This is a genomic window from Pseudomonas sp. P5_B2, from assembly GCF_056400445.1.
On record NZ_JBFULH010000020.1, the window covers coordinates 16,129 to 29,600 of the forward strand.

At 59.7% G+C, this 13,472-nt stretch carries 14 protein-coding genes; 5 read left to right on the top strand and 9 right to left on the bottom strand.

Annotated features, from left to right (window positions below):
- Positions 1 to 69: 69 nt before the first annotated feature.
- Complete coding sequence (locus AC1DRJ_RS04260) at positions 70 to 963, top strand: PA4780 family RIO1-like protein kinase (RefSeq protein WP_477800989.1); 894 nt, start codon at positions 70 to 72, stop codon at positions 961 to 963.
- Between the two features lie 229 nt (positions 964 to 1,192).
- Here the strand turns inward: AC1DRJ_RS04260 and cueR are convergent, their stop codons facing one another.
- The 3 genes from cueR to AC1DRJ_RS04275 form a co-directional block, all read right to left on the bottom strand.
- Positions 1,193 to 1,606, bottom strand: a complete 414-nt coding sequence (cueR, locus tag AC1DRJ_RS04265) for a Cu(I)-responsive transcriptional regulator (RefSeq protein WP_477800990.1) — start codon at positions 1,604 to 1,606, stop codon at positions 1,193 to 1,195.
- Positions 1,603 to 3,996 (bottom strand): heavy metal translocating P-type ATPase, encoded by a 2,394-nt coding sequence (locus AC1DRJ_RS04270; protein WP_477800991.1) that lies wholly within the window; start codon positions 3,994 to 3,996, stop codon positions 1,603 to 1,605. Before AC1DRJ_RS04270 ends, cueR begins: the two co-directional genes overlap by 4 nt.
- A 171-nt stretch (positions 3,997 to 4,167) precedes the next feature.
- Positions 4,168 to 4,551 (bottom strand): hypothetical protein, encoded by a 384-nt coding sequence (locus tag AC1DRJ_RS04275; RefSeq protein WP_477800992.1) that lies wholly within the window; start codon positions 4,549 to 4,551, stop codon positions 4,168 to 4,170.
- A gap of 147 nt (positions 4,552 to 4,698) precedes the next feature.
- Here AC1DRJ_RS04275 and AC1DRJ_RS04280 point away from each other — a divergent pair, with 147 nt between their 5' ends.
- Positions 4,699 to 4,896, top strand: coding sequence for a heavy-metal-associated domain-containing protein (locus AC1DRJ_RS04280; protein ID WP_477800993.1), 198 nt, complete (start codon positions 4,699 to 4,701; stop codon positions 4,894 to 4,896).
- Between the two features lie 219 nt (positions 4,897 to 5,115).
- Positions 5,116 to 6,312 carry a multidrug effflux MFS transporter gene (locus tag AC1DRJ_RS04285; protein ID WP_477800994.1) on the top strand — a complete coding sequence of 399 codons (1,197 nt, stop codon included), beginning with the start codon at positions 5,116 to 5,118 and terminating at the stop codon, positions 6,310 to 6,312.
- 8 nt (positions 6,313 to 6,320) lie between these two features.
- Here the strand turns inward: AC1DRJ_RS04285 and AC1DRJ_RS04290 are convergent, their stop codons facing one another.
- The 3 genes from AC1DRJ_RS04290 to AC1DRJ_RS04300 form a co-directional block, all read right to left on the bottom strand.
- On the bottom strand, positions 6,321 to 6,491 hold the full coding sequence (locus AC1DRJ_RS04290; RefSeq protein ID WP_007947681.1) for a hypothetical protein: 171 nt from the start codon (positions 6,489 to 6,491) through the stop codon (positions 6,321 to 6,323).
- A gap of 149 nt (positions 6,492 to 6,640) precedes the next feature.
- Positions 6,641 to 7,654 (bottom strand): zinc-binding alcohol dehydrogenase family protein, encoded by a 1,014-nt coding sequence (locus AC1DRJ_RS04295; protein WP_477800995.1) that lies wholly within the window; start codon positions 7,652 to 7,654, stop codon positions 6,641 to 6,643.
- 90 nt (positions 7,655 to 7,744) lie between these two features.
- Positions 7,745 to 8,038, bottom strand: a complete 294-nt coding sequence (locus tag AC1DRJ_RS04300) for a putative quinol monooxygenase (RefSeq protein ID WP_477800996.1) — start codon at positions 8,036 to 8,038, stop codon at positions 7,745 to 7,747.
- Between the two features lie 118 nt (positions 8,039 to 8,156).
- Here AC1DRJ_RS04300 and AC1DRJ_RS04305 point away from each other — a divergent pair, with 118 nt between their 5' ends.
- Both AC1DRJ_RS04305 and AC1DRJ_RS04310 read left to right on the top strand, forming a co-directional pair.
- The gene (locus AC1DRJ_RS04305; protein ID WP_477800997.1) at positions 8,157 to 9,086 is read left to right on the top strand and encodes a LysR family transcriptional regulator; all 930 of its coding nucleotides are present in this window, start codon (positions 8,157 to 8,159) and stop codon (positions 9,084 to 9,086) included.
- 316 nt (positions 9,087 to 9,402) lie between these two features.
- Positions 9,403 to 10,137 (top strand): ArsR/SmtB family transcription factor, encoded by a 735-nt coding sequence (locus AC1DRJ_RS04310; protein WP_477800998.1) that lies wholly within the window; start codon positions 9,403 to 9,405, stop codon positions 10,135 to 10,137.
- 63 nt (positions 10,138 to 10,200) lie between these two features.
- Here the strand turns inward: AC1DRJ_RS04310 and AC1DRJ_RS04315 are convergent, their stop codons facing one another.
- The 3 genes from AC1DRJ_RS04315 to AC1DRJ_RS04325 form a co-directional block, all read right to left on the bottom strand.
- Positions 10,201 to 11,154: an adenosine deaminase gene (locus AC1DRJ_RS04315; RefSeq protein ID WP_477800999.1), complete on the bottom strand. Its 954-nt coding sequence runs from the start codon at positions 11,152 to 11,154 to the stop codon at positions 10,201 to 10,203.
- 82 nt (positions 11,155 to 11,236) lie between these two features.
- Positions 11,237 to 12,202 carry a 2-oxoglutarate and iron-dependent oxygenase domain-containing protein gene (locus AC1DRJ_RS04320; RefSeq protein WP_477801000.1) on the bottom strand — a complete coding sequence of 322 codons (966 nt, stop codon included), beginning with the start codon at positions 12,200 to 12,202 and terminating at the stop codon, positions 11,237 to 11,239.
- Between the two features lie 144 nt (positions 12,203 to 12,346).
- Positions 12,347 to 13,429, bottom strand: a complete 1,083-nt coding sequence (locus AC1DRJ_RS04325; protein WP_477801001.1) for a BMP family ABC transporter substrate-binding protein — start codon at positions 13,427 to 13,429, stop codon at positions 12,347 to 12,349.
- Between the last annotated feature and the right edge of the window lie 43 nt (positions 13,430 to 13,472).

The following is a 13,472-nucleotide window of genomic DNA, read 5'->3' on the forward strand; positions in this document are numbered from 1 at the left end:
AACGACTGGATTGCCGTATAACGAATGACTTTCGCGTGTTTGGTAATAAAGGACCCACAATAAAAGCTGATGAAGACTCCAAAACGCATTGAACCCCTGATCGAGGACGGTCTGGTTGACGAGGTGCTGCGCCCACTCATGAGTGGTAAAGAAGCAGCTGTTTATGTGGTGCGCTGTGGCAACGAGTTACGTTGCGCGAAGGTCTACAAGGAGGCGAATAAACGCAGTTTCCGCCAGGCGGCCGAGTATCAGGAAGGTCGCAAGGTGCGCAACAGCCGACAGGCTCGTGCGATGGCCAAGGGCTCCAAGTTCGGCAAGAAAGAAACCGAAGACGCGTGGCAGAACGCCGAAGTGGCGGCTTTGTTCCGTCTGGCCGGTGCCGGTGTGCGGGTGCCCAAGCCGTATGACTTCCTTGAAGGCGTATTGCTCATGGAGCTGGTGGCCGATGAATACGGTGATGCCGCTCCGCGCCTGAACGACGTGGTGCTGGAGCCGGATCAGGCGCGCGAGTATCACGCGTTCCTGATTTCGCAGATCGTGCTGATGTTGTGTACCGGTCTGGTGCACGGTGACCTGTCGGAGTTCAATGTGCTGTTGACCCCGGACGGCCCGGTCATCATCGACTTGCCTCAGGCGGTGGATGCGGCGGGTAACAACCACGCGTTCAACATGCTGGAGCGGGACGTGGGCAATATGGCGTCCTACTTCGGGCGTTTTGCGCCGGAGTTGAAAAAGACCAAATACGCCAAGGAAATGTGGGCGTTGTACGAAGCCGGCACGTTGCACCCGGCCAGTATCTTGACCGGGGAGTTCGACGAGCCGGAAGAGTTGGCCGACGTTGGCGGGATCATTCGCGAAATCGAGGCTGCACGGCTGGACGAAGAGCGTAAGCAAGCCATCCGCGCTGCTGACGACGCGCCACCGAGCAAAGCCGAAGAACCGCCTCCGCCCTGGATGCAGTGACCCGCTAAACAAAAACCCGGCTTCGGCCGGGTTTTTTATATAGGGGCGACCTCCATTTTCCAAACACTGAAGAACCAATGTGGGAGCGAGCAAGCCCGCTCCCACAATAAATCGGTGCCATGCGCAGAATTTGTGTTTGCCGCAGAACTACTGTGGGAGCGAGCCTGCTCGCGATAGGGCCATCAGGGTCAGCATCAAATCTCCTACAGGGTGGGGAGGGGCCTGCCGATCAGGAATCAACAGGTTCGGCGCAGCAGCCCGACGCCAGGTTCTTGAGAATCGGGCAATCGGGGCGATGGTCGCCTTGGCAGTGCTCGACCAGGTCTTGCAGGGTGTCGCGCAGTTGGCCGAGTTCGCGGATCTTCTGGTTCAGTTCGTCGATGTGTTGACGGGCCAGGGCCTTCACATCAGCGCTGGCGCGTTGACGGTCCTGCCAGAGGGTCAGCAGCTTGCCGACCTCTTCCAGTGAAAACCCCAGGTCCCGGGAGCGCTTGATGAAGGCCAGGGTGTGCATGTCGTCGTCGCCGTAAACGCGGTAGCCGCTTTCGGTACGATGGGCAGCCTTGAGCAGTCCGATGGACTCGTAGTAGCGGATCATTTTCGCGCTCAAACCGCTTTGGCGGGCTGCTTGACCGATGTTCATCGATTGTCCTCCAGGTCCTTGGGCTTCCAGGTTTTCAACAGTAACGCATTGCTCACCACACTGACGCTCGACAACGCCATGGCCGCTCCGGCCAGCACCGGGTTGAGGAAGCCGAACGCCGCAAGCGGAATCCCAATCAGGTTATAGACGAAGGCCCAGAACAGGTTTTGCCGGATCTTCGCATACGTCTTGCGGCTGATCTCCAGCGCCGCCGGCACCAACCGTGGATCGCCGCGCATCAGGGTGATCCCTGCCGCGTGCATGGCCACGTCGGTGCCGCCGCCCATGGCGATGCCGATGTCCGCCGCGGCCAGGGCCGGGGCGTCGTTGATGCCGTCGCCGACCATCGCCACCACGCCGGTTTTTTTCAGCTCAGCGACGGTGGCGGCTTTGTCGGCGGGCAGCACTTCGGCATTTACGTCGGTGATACCCAGCGCCTCGGCGACGACTTTGGCACTGCCACGGTTGTCACCGGTCAACAAGTGGCTGCTGATGTTCCGCGCACTGAGTTGTTGCACGGCTTGCAGGGCGCCAGGTTTGAGGGTGTCACCAAAGGCAAATAGGCCGAGCACTTTCGAGTCAGGGCTTTGCTCGATCAGCCAGGACAGGGTTCGGCCCTCGGTTTCCCAGGCTGTTGCCGAATCCGCCAACGAACCGGTGTTTAAACCACTTTCTTCCAATAGACGACGATTACCCAATGCCAGTCGACGACCCTCAAGCGTGCCGGCAATGCCTCGCCCCGTCAGCGATTGGCTGTCGCTGACATCGGCCACGGTCAATCCACGTTCGGTGCAAGCGTCCAGCACTGCCTTGGCCAGTGGATGTTCGCTACCCCGTTGCAGCGCGCCGGCGATTTTCAGCAGGGCGGCTTCCTCACCGTCGATGGCCGTCAAATGCGCAATGCGTGGTGTACCCGACGTCAGCGTGCCAGTCTTGTCGAACACCACCGCACTGACTTCATGGGCGCGCTCCAGCGCTTCGGCATCCTTGATCAGTATCCCGTAGCGTGCTGCCACGCCGGTCCCGGCCATGATGGCAGTCGGTGTCGCCAGCCCCAGCGCACATGGGCAGGCAATCACCAACACCGCGACGGCGTTAATCAAGGCTGTTTCAATTGGCGCGCCGTACAGCCACCAACCGATGAATGTCGCCAATGCGATCACCAGGACGGTCGGCACGAACACCTGGCTGACTTTATCCACCAGTTTCTGGATCGGTGCCTTGGCGGCCTGGGCGTCCTCGACCAGACGAATGATGCGCGCCAATACGGTTTCCGCGCCCAAGGCCTGGGTGCGAACCAGTAAACGGCCTTCACCGTTGATCGCGCCGCCGGTGACCTTATCCCCCGGTTGTTTGGGCACCGGCAGGCTTTCACCGCTAATCAACGCTTCGTCGGCGTGGCTCTGGCCTTCGACCACTTCGCCGTCCACGGGGAAGCGTTCGCCGGGTTTGACCATGACCAGGTCATTGAGACGCAAGGCGCTGATGGCGACGTCCTGCTCGCGACCATCGATCACTTGAATCGCCCGCTCTGGGCGCAAGGCTTCCAGGGCGCGAATGGCGCTGGCGGTCTGGCGTTTGGCGCGGCTTTCCAGGTACTTACCCAAAAGCACCAACGCAATCACGACCGCCGAGGCCTCGAAATACAGATGCGGCATGCGCCCGGCGGCGGTGACCCATTCGTAAACACTCAGGCCGTAACCGGCGCTGGTGCCCAAGGCGACCAGCAAATCCATGTTCCCGGCCCCGGCGCGGACGGCTTTCCAGGCGGCCACGTAAAAGCGTGCACCGAAGATGAATTGCACCGGCGTTGCCAACAAAAATTGCACCCAGGCTGGAAGCATCCAGTGCACGCCGAACGGTTGCAGCAGCATCGGCAGCACCAGCGGCAACGCGAGGACGATGGCCATGATCAACGACCAACGCTCGCGTTTCAGGCGCTGTTGTTGAGTATCGGTTGGCGGCTGTTCGACTTCCCGGACGCTGGCGGAGTAACCCGCTTTGGTCACCGCCGCGATCAAGCTTTGCGGATCGACGTGGCCAAGCAGTTCGAGGTGGGCGCGTTCGTTGGCCAGGTTGACGCTGACGTTCTTGACCCCTGGCACCTTGGCCAGTGCACGCTCGACCCGGCCGACGCACGAGGCGCAGGTCATGCCGTCGATGCTCAGTTCCAGACGGTGCTGCGGCACGCTGTAACCGGCCTGCTCAACCGCATCCATCAACGCAGGCAAGCTGTCGCGGGGCGCTTGGACGCGGGCCTGTTCGGTGGCCAGGTTGACGCTGACGGCGGAGGCGCCGATGACTTTGCTCAAGGCTCGTTCGACACGCCCGGCGCAGCTGGCGCAGGTCATGCCGGCAATCGGCAGATCGAACGTGGTGGATTCGGACATCTGTCGCACTCCCTGTAGTAGATATCTACAGGATCAACCTTGCCATGCGGGCAAGGTCAAGCGCCAGTCTGAACGTTACTGGGGGACGGATATGAGGTGAGCAACAGGATCGGGTTGCCCCCTTCGACTTGCTCGCGAAGAGGCCCTGTCATTCAACATCAAAGGTGAATGTCAGTAGTCGAGGATGGCGGGCTTGAGGTACATCCCGTCCTGCGACATTGCAATCCGGTACTTCAACACATCGCCGGCCTTGAGCACGATGTTCTGCGCGGGTGGTACAAGCATGCCCGGGTTGCACCCCGGCACATTGCCCGGCAGCAGTTTGAGGCGCAAGGACACATTGCCCGGCGGCAKGTTGAACGCGGTACTTTGCTCCTGGAGCAGTCGTGCAGCCAGTTCATCCTGGAGGTACACACCAATCTCGCAAGAGGTTGAAACTTCCAGGCGCTCGCGGGAAATGATCAGTACGCCATAGTTCTCCCCGGCGGCGTGAACCGAAGGTGTCGCGGCAAAGAGGCTGAGGAAGCCAAACAGGCCGAAAGCTGACCAGCGCATGGCTGAATCTCCTGATGTCGAGTCATTGATGCCCGCAGCTTGGCCGAGCGCGATGTCGATTGCCAGCCCGGCAGTATGTTCAAGAACTTGACCTTGCCATGGTGGCAAGCTCAAGACTGCTGACAACCTCAATAAAGGAGCCACACCATGCAAGTGTTCAACGTTCAAGGCATGTCTTGCGGTCACTGTGTCAAAGCCATTACTCAGGCGCTGCAAGCCAAAGACCCGGAGGCCAGCGTGCGGGTCGATCTGGCCGCGAAGGAAGTCGGGGTTGAGAGTGCGTTGACGGTCGAGCAAGTGATCGCAGCGATCAGCGAAGAAGGCTACGAGGCCAAAATTGCTTGACCCAGCGCAATCCCCTGTAGGAGTGAGCCTGCTCGCGATTGCGGTCTGACATTCAACATTGATGTCGACTGACACTCCCTCATCGCGAGCAGGCTCGCTCCTACAGGAATTCGCATCCATTCAGCAGTTTTTTGTTAGTTAGCAAGCTATCGGAATGTTCAAGATGTTCATGCACGGCTAGACTGTCGGCCTGACGACTCATGTCCAACTGGATGCCTGATGAATTTCCGTACCATTTTGATACTTGGCGCCCTCAGCGCTTTCGGTCCGCTGGCGATCGATTTCTACCTGCCGGCCTTCCCGGCGATGGCGCTTGCCTTCGGCACCGATGAAAATCACGTTCAACTGACGCTGGCGGCGTATTTCCTCGGTTTGTCGATCGGTCAACTGGCCTACGGCCCGGTAGCTGATCGTTTCGGACGGCGTATTCCGTTGCTGACCGGTGTCGGCTTATTCACCCTGGCTTCGCTGGCCTGCGCGTATGCGCCGAATCTTGAATGGCTGATCGGCGCGCGTTTTGTCCAAGCGTTAGGCGGCTGCGCGGGGATGGTGATTTCCCGTGCGGTCGTCAGCGATAAATGCGATGCCGTGGGGTCGGCCAAGGTCTATTCGCAACTGATGCTGGTCATGGGGCTGGCGCCGATTCTCGCGCCGATGCTCGGCGGTTTGTTGGTCAACACCACGGGTTGGCAGTCGATCTTTCTGGTGTTGACCGGTTTCAGCGCTTTAGCGGGATTGGCTGTGGCGCTCGGCTTGCCGGAAAGTCTGCCCGTACATGTGCCGCGTCAGCCGTTGTCGGGGGCTTTCAGGCAGTACGCTCGCTTGTTGGCGGATCGGGTCTATCTCGGCCACGCACTGACGGGTGGCATCGCCATCGCCGGGATGTTTGCCTACATTGCCGGTTCACCGTTCGTGTTCATCAAGCTCTATGGTGTACCGGCCGAGCATTTCGGCTGGCTGTTCGGCACCAACGCGGCGGGGTTCATTCTGGTGGCGCAAGTCAACGCACGATTGCTGGCCAAGCGTGGCCCGGCGTTCTTGCTGGCTCGTGCTGTTTGGGTCTACCTGATCGCCGGCCTGACGCTGCTCGCCGTCAGTGCGCTGCGACCCGAGCATTTATGGCCGTTGCTGATTCCGCTGTTTATTTGTATCTCCAGCCTCGGCTGTATCCTTCCCAACGCGTCGGCGTGTGCGATGAACGGGCAGGGCGCCCGCGCCGGCAGTGCATCGGCGATGCTCGGCTGCCTGCAATTCACTGTCGCGGCCGGTGCCGCTGCGCTGGTCGGTGTTTTATACGATGGCAGCGCCATGCCGATGGCGATGGTCATCAGCTTGTGCGGAGGATTGGTGGTGAGCATGGCGATGCTCACCCGACGCTTGCAAACTGCCCGGGCGTTGGCGCAAGCCCAGGTCTGAGGGCGGATTCAGCCAGCAGCGCGCTGCTGGTGACCGGGAATTTGATGGGGGGCGTACAGGCGTGCTTCGAGGGTTCGGGTAAAGGCCAGTGCTTCGGCTTCGCTGCGGAATGTCACGGCAAGCTGGTCCAGACGGACCTGCCATTGTGATTTAGCCACTTCTTTTATCAGGATCTTCATTGCTGATCTCTCCTCTCGTAAAAGCTGCCACGTAAAGATTTTGCCGCAGAGGATTCGATTGTAGACCCGAATACGATCGCTATTGTGACAGCGGTCAACTGTCGGACTGACGGTGTCGTCCAAACTGAACGACACTGTTTCATCTTGTTTCAGAACCCTTCCAACACAATCTTGCCCTTGGCGGTGCCGCTTTCGAGCAACGCGTGTGCACGGCGCAAGTTGGCCGCGTTGATCGTGCCGAAGTGCTCGCCGACTGTGGTTTTCAGTGTGCCGGCGTCGATCAGCCCGGCAATGCGATTTAGCAAATGGTGTTGCTCGATCATGTCTGCGGTTTCGAACAGCGAGCGGGTGTACATGAACTCCCAGTGCAGCGACAGGCTCTTGCGTTTGAGCTTGGTCACGTCCAGCGACTTGGGATCATCGATCAACGCCAGTTTGCCTTGCGGCGCCAGCGCCTCAACCAGTTGGTCCAGGTGATGATCGGTTTGGGTCAGGCTGGCGACATGAGTCACGTACTCCACACCGGCACGCTTGAGCTCCTTGCTCAGCGGTTGGCTGTGATCGATCACCAGGTCGGCGCCCAGTTCACGTACCCAGCTCTGGGTTTGCGGACGGGAAGCGGTGCCGATGACGTTGAGCCCGGTGAGCTGACTGGCCAGTTGCGTAAGGATCGAACCCACACCACCGGCCGCGCCGACGATCAGCAGGCGCTGGTCTTCATCTGTTTTTCCTTCTCGCACTTGCAGGCGTTCAAAGAGCAGTTCCCAGGCGGTAATCGCGGTCAGCGGCAGCGCGGCGGCTTCGGCGAAACCGAGGGTTTTGGGCATGTGGCCAACGATCCGCTCATCCACTACATGGCGTTCGCTGTTACCCCCCGCGCGGGCGATGGACCCTGCGTAGAAGACTTTGTCACCGACCTTGAACAATGTCACCTCGCTGCCGACGGCCTTGACCACACCGGCCACGTCCCAACCCAGCACCTTGGCCACGCCTTCTTCAGGCTGGACGTTCTGGCGGACCTTGGTGTCCACCGGGTTGACCGAGATGGCTTTGACTTCTACCAACAGGTCGCGTGGACCGGCAACCGGTTCTGGCAGCTCGATGTCTTGCAGGGATTGTTCATCGCTGATCGGCAACGAGTTGTAGTAAGCAATGGCTTTCATCTAAGGAGTTCCGAAAGGTAATAAAAGAAGGAGGCTGACCTCATGCCGATCAGTTAAGTGCTCGTCGGCTTGATTGATCGGCATTAGGAGTCAGGCCACGGTACGCAGGCGCTTGAGGTCGAAGTGTTCGAGGAAGTCGCCGGCCTTGGCGCGGAAGTTCTGGATGTGGGCGCTGGCGTCATGCGCTTGCAGGGCTTCGTCGCTGCTCCACTGCTCGATCATGTAAAAGGCCTGCGGGTTGGCGAGGTCCTGGTGCAGATCGTATTGGCTGCAGCCGGCTTCGGCGCGGGTCGGTTCCAGCAGCGCGCGCAGGTGCTGTTCCAAGGCGTCTTGCTGGCCGGCTTTGGCGATGAGCGTGGCAATGGCGGTAAATGGTTGGGACATGGACGACTCCGGGAGTGTGATGAATTCGATGGGGCAGATGATTGGCTATTTCGCTGCAAGATAAAACCCGCTAAAAGAGCAGTCTCTTTCAATATTTTTTTGATAATCGAGGCTGAAGATGCTGCGTTTCGATGACTTGCAGCTGTTTGTCCGTGCTGCGGATCTTGGGAGCCTGTCGGCGGCGGCGCGGGTGATGGACATGTCGGCGGCAGTGGCCAGTGCAGCGTTGAAGCGCATCGAACAGCAACTCGGCGCGCGTCTGCTCGCACGCTCCACACGCAGCCTGCGCCTGACAGCCGAAGGCGAGGGCTTTCTGGAATATGCCCGGGCGGCCCTGAGCAATCTGGATGAAGGGCGCCGGTTGCTGGCGAGTGGTCAGGACCAGGTCAGTGGGATTTTGCAGTTGTCAGCGCCGTCGGATTTTGGCCGCAATCTTTTGTTGCCGTGGCTGGACGAGTTTCAGCGTGAGCATCCAAAACTAACCGTGCGGCTATTGCTGGGTGACCGCATCGCCGACCTGTTCCGCCAACCGGTCGACATTGCCCTGCGCTATGGCGAACCGGAAGACTCAAGCCTGGTAGCGCTGCCCATCGCCCCGCAGAACCGCCGGGTACTGTGCGCAGCGCCTGGTTATCTTGCTAAACATGGCGAGCCCCGGCAGCTGGAACAACTGGCTCAGCACAATTGCTTGCTGTTCATGCTCGGCGGCCGGGTCCACGATCACTGGAGTTTCCATGACGGCAAACGCGAAGTCGGCCTGACCGTTAGTGGTGACCGTTTCAGTGACGATGCCGATGTGGTGCGGTTGTGGGCCGTTGCAGGCGCAGGGATCGCCTACAAGTCCTGGCTCGATGTTGCTGCCGATGTGCTCGCCGGGCGGCTGAAAGTGTTGATGCCGGAACTGCTCTGTGAGCGCGCACCTCTGAATTTGCTGTGCGCCCATCGCGCACAATTGAGTAAGCCTGTGAACCTGTTACGGGAAATGCTTGCCAGCCGATGCGCTCATTTAGGCAGTCAATTTCCGACGATATCGGACATCGATCATTAGTCGCAGGCAAATAGCGAAATTTCTCTCAGGAACTATCAGCACCCACGGTTTCCCGGGGGCAGGATCCGGCGATCAACCCGCTTATACTAGCGCCCGCCTCATGTACTCACCGTCGATCTCGCGATGGCGAGTCCGCGTTCCAGTCGGCATGGCCCTCGCTCAATCATCCGGCCTTCGCCCTGGCTGCGAAGCCTTGGCATCGGGGCGTGGAGGGCTTTGCCTGGCTTTTGGCGGTTTCCGCGGCTTGGCCGACGACACATTACTGGTCAAGATGTCTCTGAGCAGCAGATGAAACGATTCAACAGGGAGTGAATACATGGAACATGCACCTTGCATTAGCCAGATCGCCACGTTGCTGGCTGACCCAAAGCGCAGCGCAATGATGTGGGCCTTGATGGACGGCACTGCGCGGCAAACCGAAGAGCTGGCATTGTTGGCCGGCCTGTCACCCTCTTCGGCCAGTGCCCACCTGGGACGATTGTCCGCAGGCGGTCTGTTGAGAGTTGAAATCCGTGGGCGAAAGCGATTTTTCCGCCTGGCGGCCCCCGAAGTCGGCGCGGCCATCGAGGCATTGGCCAGTGCGACCCTGGCCAGTACGCCCCGAGAGGTCCCGGATGTTTTCAAGCGCCCCAACCCCATCGCCAAACCTCAGACGGCGCCTTCGTCACTGTTGCGAGCCAGACTGTGCGACGACCATCTGGGCGGCACCCTGGCCGCCGACCTTTACCAGCGATTGCTGGATGCAGGCTGGATCGAACAGATCGATCAGCGGGTCATGATTACCCACAAAGGTTCCACTCAACTGGCCACACGAGGCGTATTCATCCAGGCACTGGCCCATCGCAATTGCCGGGTGGCCTGCGCCTGTCCCGACTGGAGCGAAAGACGCCCGCACATGGGCGGCTCACTGGGTGCGGCGCTGTTGCAGCTGTTCATGCAATCGGGCTGGTTGAGCCTGCCCAACGAATCCCGCGCCTTGCAGATCACCGCTGCAGGACAGCGTGAAATCCATCGCTTCGCCAAGGAGACCGAGCTGGAAATGGCGCTTTAGGAATGAAGCATCATCCAGCCTTGTGGTAGCCGGCTCGCTCCCACAAGGCTTATGCGGTGAGGCTTATGGTTTGACCAACTGCGCATCCAGGCTGTTTTGCGCCAGGCGCTTGGCCTGATCCTGGGTCATGCCCAAATCGGTGTACAGCGCATGGAAGTTCTCGGTCACATACCCGCCGAAGTACGCCGGGTCATCGGAGTTCACGGTCACTTTCACGCCGCGCTCAAGCATGTCGAGGATGTTGTGCTGGGACATGTGATCGAACACRCAGAGTTTGGTGTTCGACAATGGGCACACGGTCAGCGGGATCTGCTCGTCGATGATCCGCTGCATCAAGCGCTCGTCTTCGATGGCACGCACGCCATGGTCGATGCGCTGGATTTTCAGCAGGTCGAGGGCTTCCCAGATGTACTCGGGCGGGCCTTCTTCACCGGCGTGGGCAACGGTCAGGAAGCCTTCGTGACGGGCACGGTCAAACACGCGCTGGAACTTGCTCGGCGGATGTCCCATTTCCGAACTGTCGAGGCCCACGGCCACAAACGCATCGCGGAACGGCAGCGCCTGGTCGAGGGTTTTCTCAGCTTCTTCTTCGCTCAAGTGACGCAGGAAGCTCAGGATCAAACCGCTGGTAATGCCCAGTTGCTGCTCGCCGTCTTTCAAGGCGGCCGCGATGCCATTGAGCACCACTTCGAACGGTATGCCACGGTCGGTGTGGGTTTGCGGGTCGAAGAACGGTTCAGTGTGAATCACGTTCTGCGCCTTGCAACGCAACAGGTACGCCCAGGTCAGGTCGTAGAAATCCTGCGAAGTGCGCAACACGTCGGCGCCCTGGTAATACAGGTCGAGAAACTCTTGCAGGTTGTTGAAGGCGTACGCTTTGCGCAGGGTTTCGACGTCGCTCCACGGCAGGGCGATCTTGTTGCGTTCAGCCAGGGCGAACAGCAACTCAGGCTCCAGCGAGCCTTCGAGGTGCAGGTGCAGTTCTGCCTTGGGCAGGGCGTTCAGCCAGTCGTACATAGTCTTTTCTCATCAGGTGCAGATGGCGAGCATTCTACAGATGCCAGTAGAAACATTTCGCAAAACCTGACCAGCCGGTTCATCACACCGCTTCCTGTTCCCGTCGATAGGCGTAGGTATCGGCGAAGCGCGACAGCAAAAAATCGGCGCAGGTGGTGGCCGGGTATTTCGCCGGGTGCATTTGATCCTGACAACCGGGCAGGCATTCGATGCGTGTATCGGGGTGCGGCTCGGCAAAGAACGGCATCGAATAACGGTCCACGCCCAACGGGCTGATGACCCGGTGCGGTGTCGACAGGTAACGGTCGTTGCTCCAGCGGGCCATCATGTCGCCGAGGTTGACCACGAACGTGCCTTCAATCGGCGGCGCGTCGATCCATTCGCCTTTTACGTTTCGTACTTGCAGACCGCCGGCGGCGTCCTGATAGAGCAGGGTGATGCAGCCGTAATCGGTATGGGCACCGGCGCCTTGTTGCTCAGCGGAACTGGCGGTATGGCGCGGCGGGTAATGAATCATCCGCAGGACGCTGACCGGTTCGTTGAAACGGCTGTCGAAAAAATCCCGCTCGATGCCCAGTGCCAGCGTCACTGCACGCAACAGGGTTTGGGCGAGGGCCTGCATGTCGACGTAGTGCTGTTCCATCAGCGCTTCCCAACCGGGCAGCGACGGATGACGGTTCGGGCCGCGCAGTGGTTTTTCCGCCAGCACGTCAGGATGATCGGCCGGTAAGTGCAGGCCCATGTCGAAGGTTTCCTTCAGATCGCTGGGTTTGCTTGGGTCGAGTTGCTCGGTGGCGATAGCGCCGTAACCGCGATGGTGGCGGGTTTGGGTGATGTCGATCCTGAGCTTTTCGGCGGTGGGCTGGGCGAAAAAGCGTTGGGCGTGGTCGAGCAGGGCGTCGATGCGCTCCGCGGAAATCGGGTGACCCTTGATGTAGAAAAAGCCCCAGTCGCGGCAGGCGTGATCGATTTGACTGGCCACGGATTGCCAGGCGATGTGGTCATCGCTGTAGAGCGGGGCGATGTCGATGATCGGGAGTTGGTTCATGCACAATTCTCAAAAACGCTGAAAATTCATTGTAGGAGTGAGCCTGCTCGCGATAGCGGACTACCAGTCAACATCGATGTTGAATGTGGCGGCCTGATCGCGAGCAGGCTCACTCCTACAGGGTTTTGTGTTGGTTTAGGAGAGCTACTTCGGAATATCGGCCTTCATGCCTTCAACGTAGTAGTTCATCGACGCCAGATCCGCGTTGCTCGCCATCGCGCCTGGCGCAAATTTCTCGACGCCCGCCTGGTCCTTGATCGGCCCGGTGAAGGGGTGGAACGCGCCGCTCTTGATGTCCGCAATAATCTGCTCGGCTTCGGCTTTCACCGGCGCCGGTACCAGATCACTGATCGGCAGTTCAACCGTGCCTTCTTTCAAGCCGCCCCAGTAGTCCTGTGATTTCCAGGAGTGATCGAGCTCGCTTTGGGTCGCTTGAATGTAGTGCGGGCCCCAGTCGTTGACGATAGAGGTCAATACCGCTTTCGGCCCGAAGTGCGCCATGTCCGACGCGTAGCCGACGGCAAAAACGCCGCGACGTTCAGCCGCCTGGATCGGCGCCGGGCTGTCGGTGTGCTGGAACACTACGTCCACGCCCTGGTCGATCAGCGCGTTGGCAGCGTCAGCTTCCTTGCCCGGATCGAACCACGAGTTGACCCACACAACTTTGATCTCGGTACCGGGGTTGTACTTGTTCAGGGCCAGTTGAATGGCGTTGATGTCGCGGATCACTTCCGGGATCGGGAAGGAGGCGACGTAGCCGATCTTTTTGGTCTTGGTCATCTTCGCCGCGAGGAAACCGCCAACGTAGCGACCTTCATAGGTGCGCGCCAGATAGGTGCCGAGGTTCTTGTCCTGCTTGTAGCCGGTGGCGTGTTCGAAGGTCACCTTTGGAAATTGTTTCGCGACTTTGAGGGTTGGATTCATGTAGCCGAACGACGTGGTGAAGATCAGGTCGTAGTTGTCCTTGGCCATGTTGCGGATCACCCGTTCGGCGTCGGCGCCTTCGGCGACGTTCTCCACATAGTTGGTSKTGATCTGGTCGCCGAACTTTTCGGCCAACGCCTTGCGCCCTTGTTCATGCTGATACGTCCAGCCGTGGTCACCGATCGGACCGATGTAGACGAAGCCGACTTTCAGCGGGTCGGCGGCGCTGGCGATCAGGCTGGTGCTCAGGCCGATGGCTGCGGCGACGGCGATAAGCAGCTTCTGCAACGGACGTGTATGCATGAATTCCAACTCCATTTTGTTTTGAGGTTGGAAAGGCCAATGC

Coding starts and splice junctions, on each gene's coding strand:
- AC1DRJ_RS04270 (WP_477800991.1), bottom strand. CDS start 3,996: ATGTCCGAATCCACCACGTTCGATCTGCCGATTGCCGGCATGACCTGC.
- AC1DRJ_RS04280 (WP_477800993.1), top strand. CDS start 4,699: ATGCAAGTGTTCAACGTTCAAGGCATGTCTTGCGGTCACTGTGTCAAA.
- AC1DRJ_RS04290 (WP_007947681.1), bottom strand. CDS start 6,491: ATGAAGATCCTGATAAAAGAAGTGGCTAAATCACAATGGCAGGTCCGT.
- AC1DRJ_RS04320 (WP_477801000.1), bottom strand. CDS start 12,202: ATGAACCAACTCCCGATCATCGACATCGCCCCGCTCTACAGCGATGAC.
- AC1DRJ_RS04260 (WP_477800989.1), top strand. CDS start 70: ATGAAGACTCCAAAACGCATTGAACCCCTGATCGAGGACGGTCTGGTT.
- AC1DRJ_RS04310 (WP_477800998.1), top strand. CDS start 9,403: ATGGAACATGCACCTTGCATTAGCCAGATCGCCACGTTGCTGGCTGAC.
- AC1DRJ_RS04305 (WP_477800997.1), top strand. CDS start 8,157: ATGCTGCGTTTCGATGACTTGCAGCTGTTTGTCCGTGCTGCGGATCTT.
- cueR (WP_477800990.1), bottom strand. CDS start 1,606: ATGAACATCGGTCAAGCAGCCCGCCAAAGCGGTTTGAGCGCGAAAATG.
- AC1DRJ_RS04285 (WP_477800994.1), top strand. CDS start 5,116: ATGAATTTCCGTACCATTTTGATACTTGGCGCCCTCAGCGCTTTCGGT.
- AC1DRJ_RS04300 (WP_477800996.1), bottom strand. CDS start 8,038: ATGTCCCAACCATTTACCGCCATTGCCACGCTCATCGCCAAAGCCGGC.
- AC1DRJ_RS04295 (WP_477800995.1), bottom strand. CDS start 7,654: ATGAAAGCCATTGCTTACTACAACTCGTTGCCGATCAGCGATGAACAA.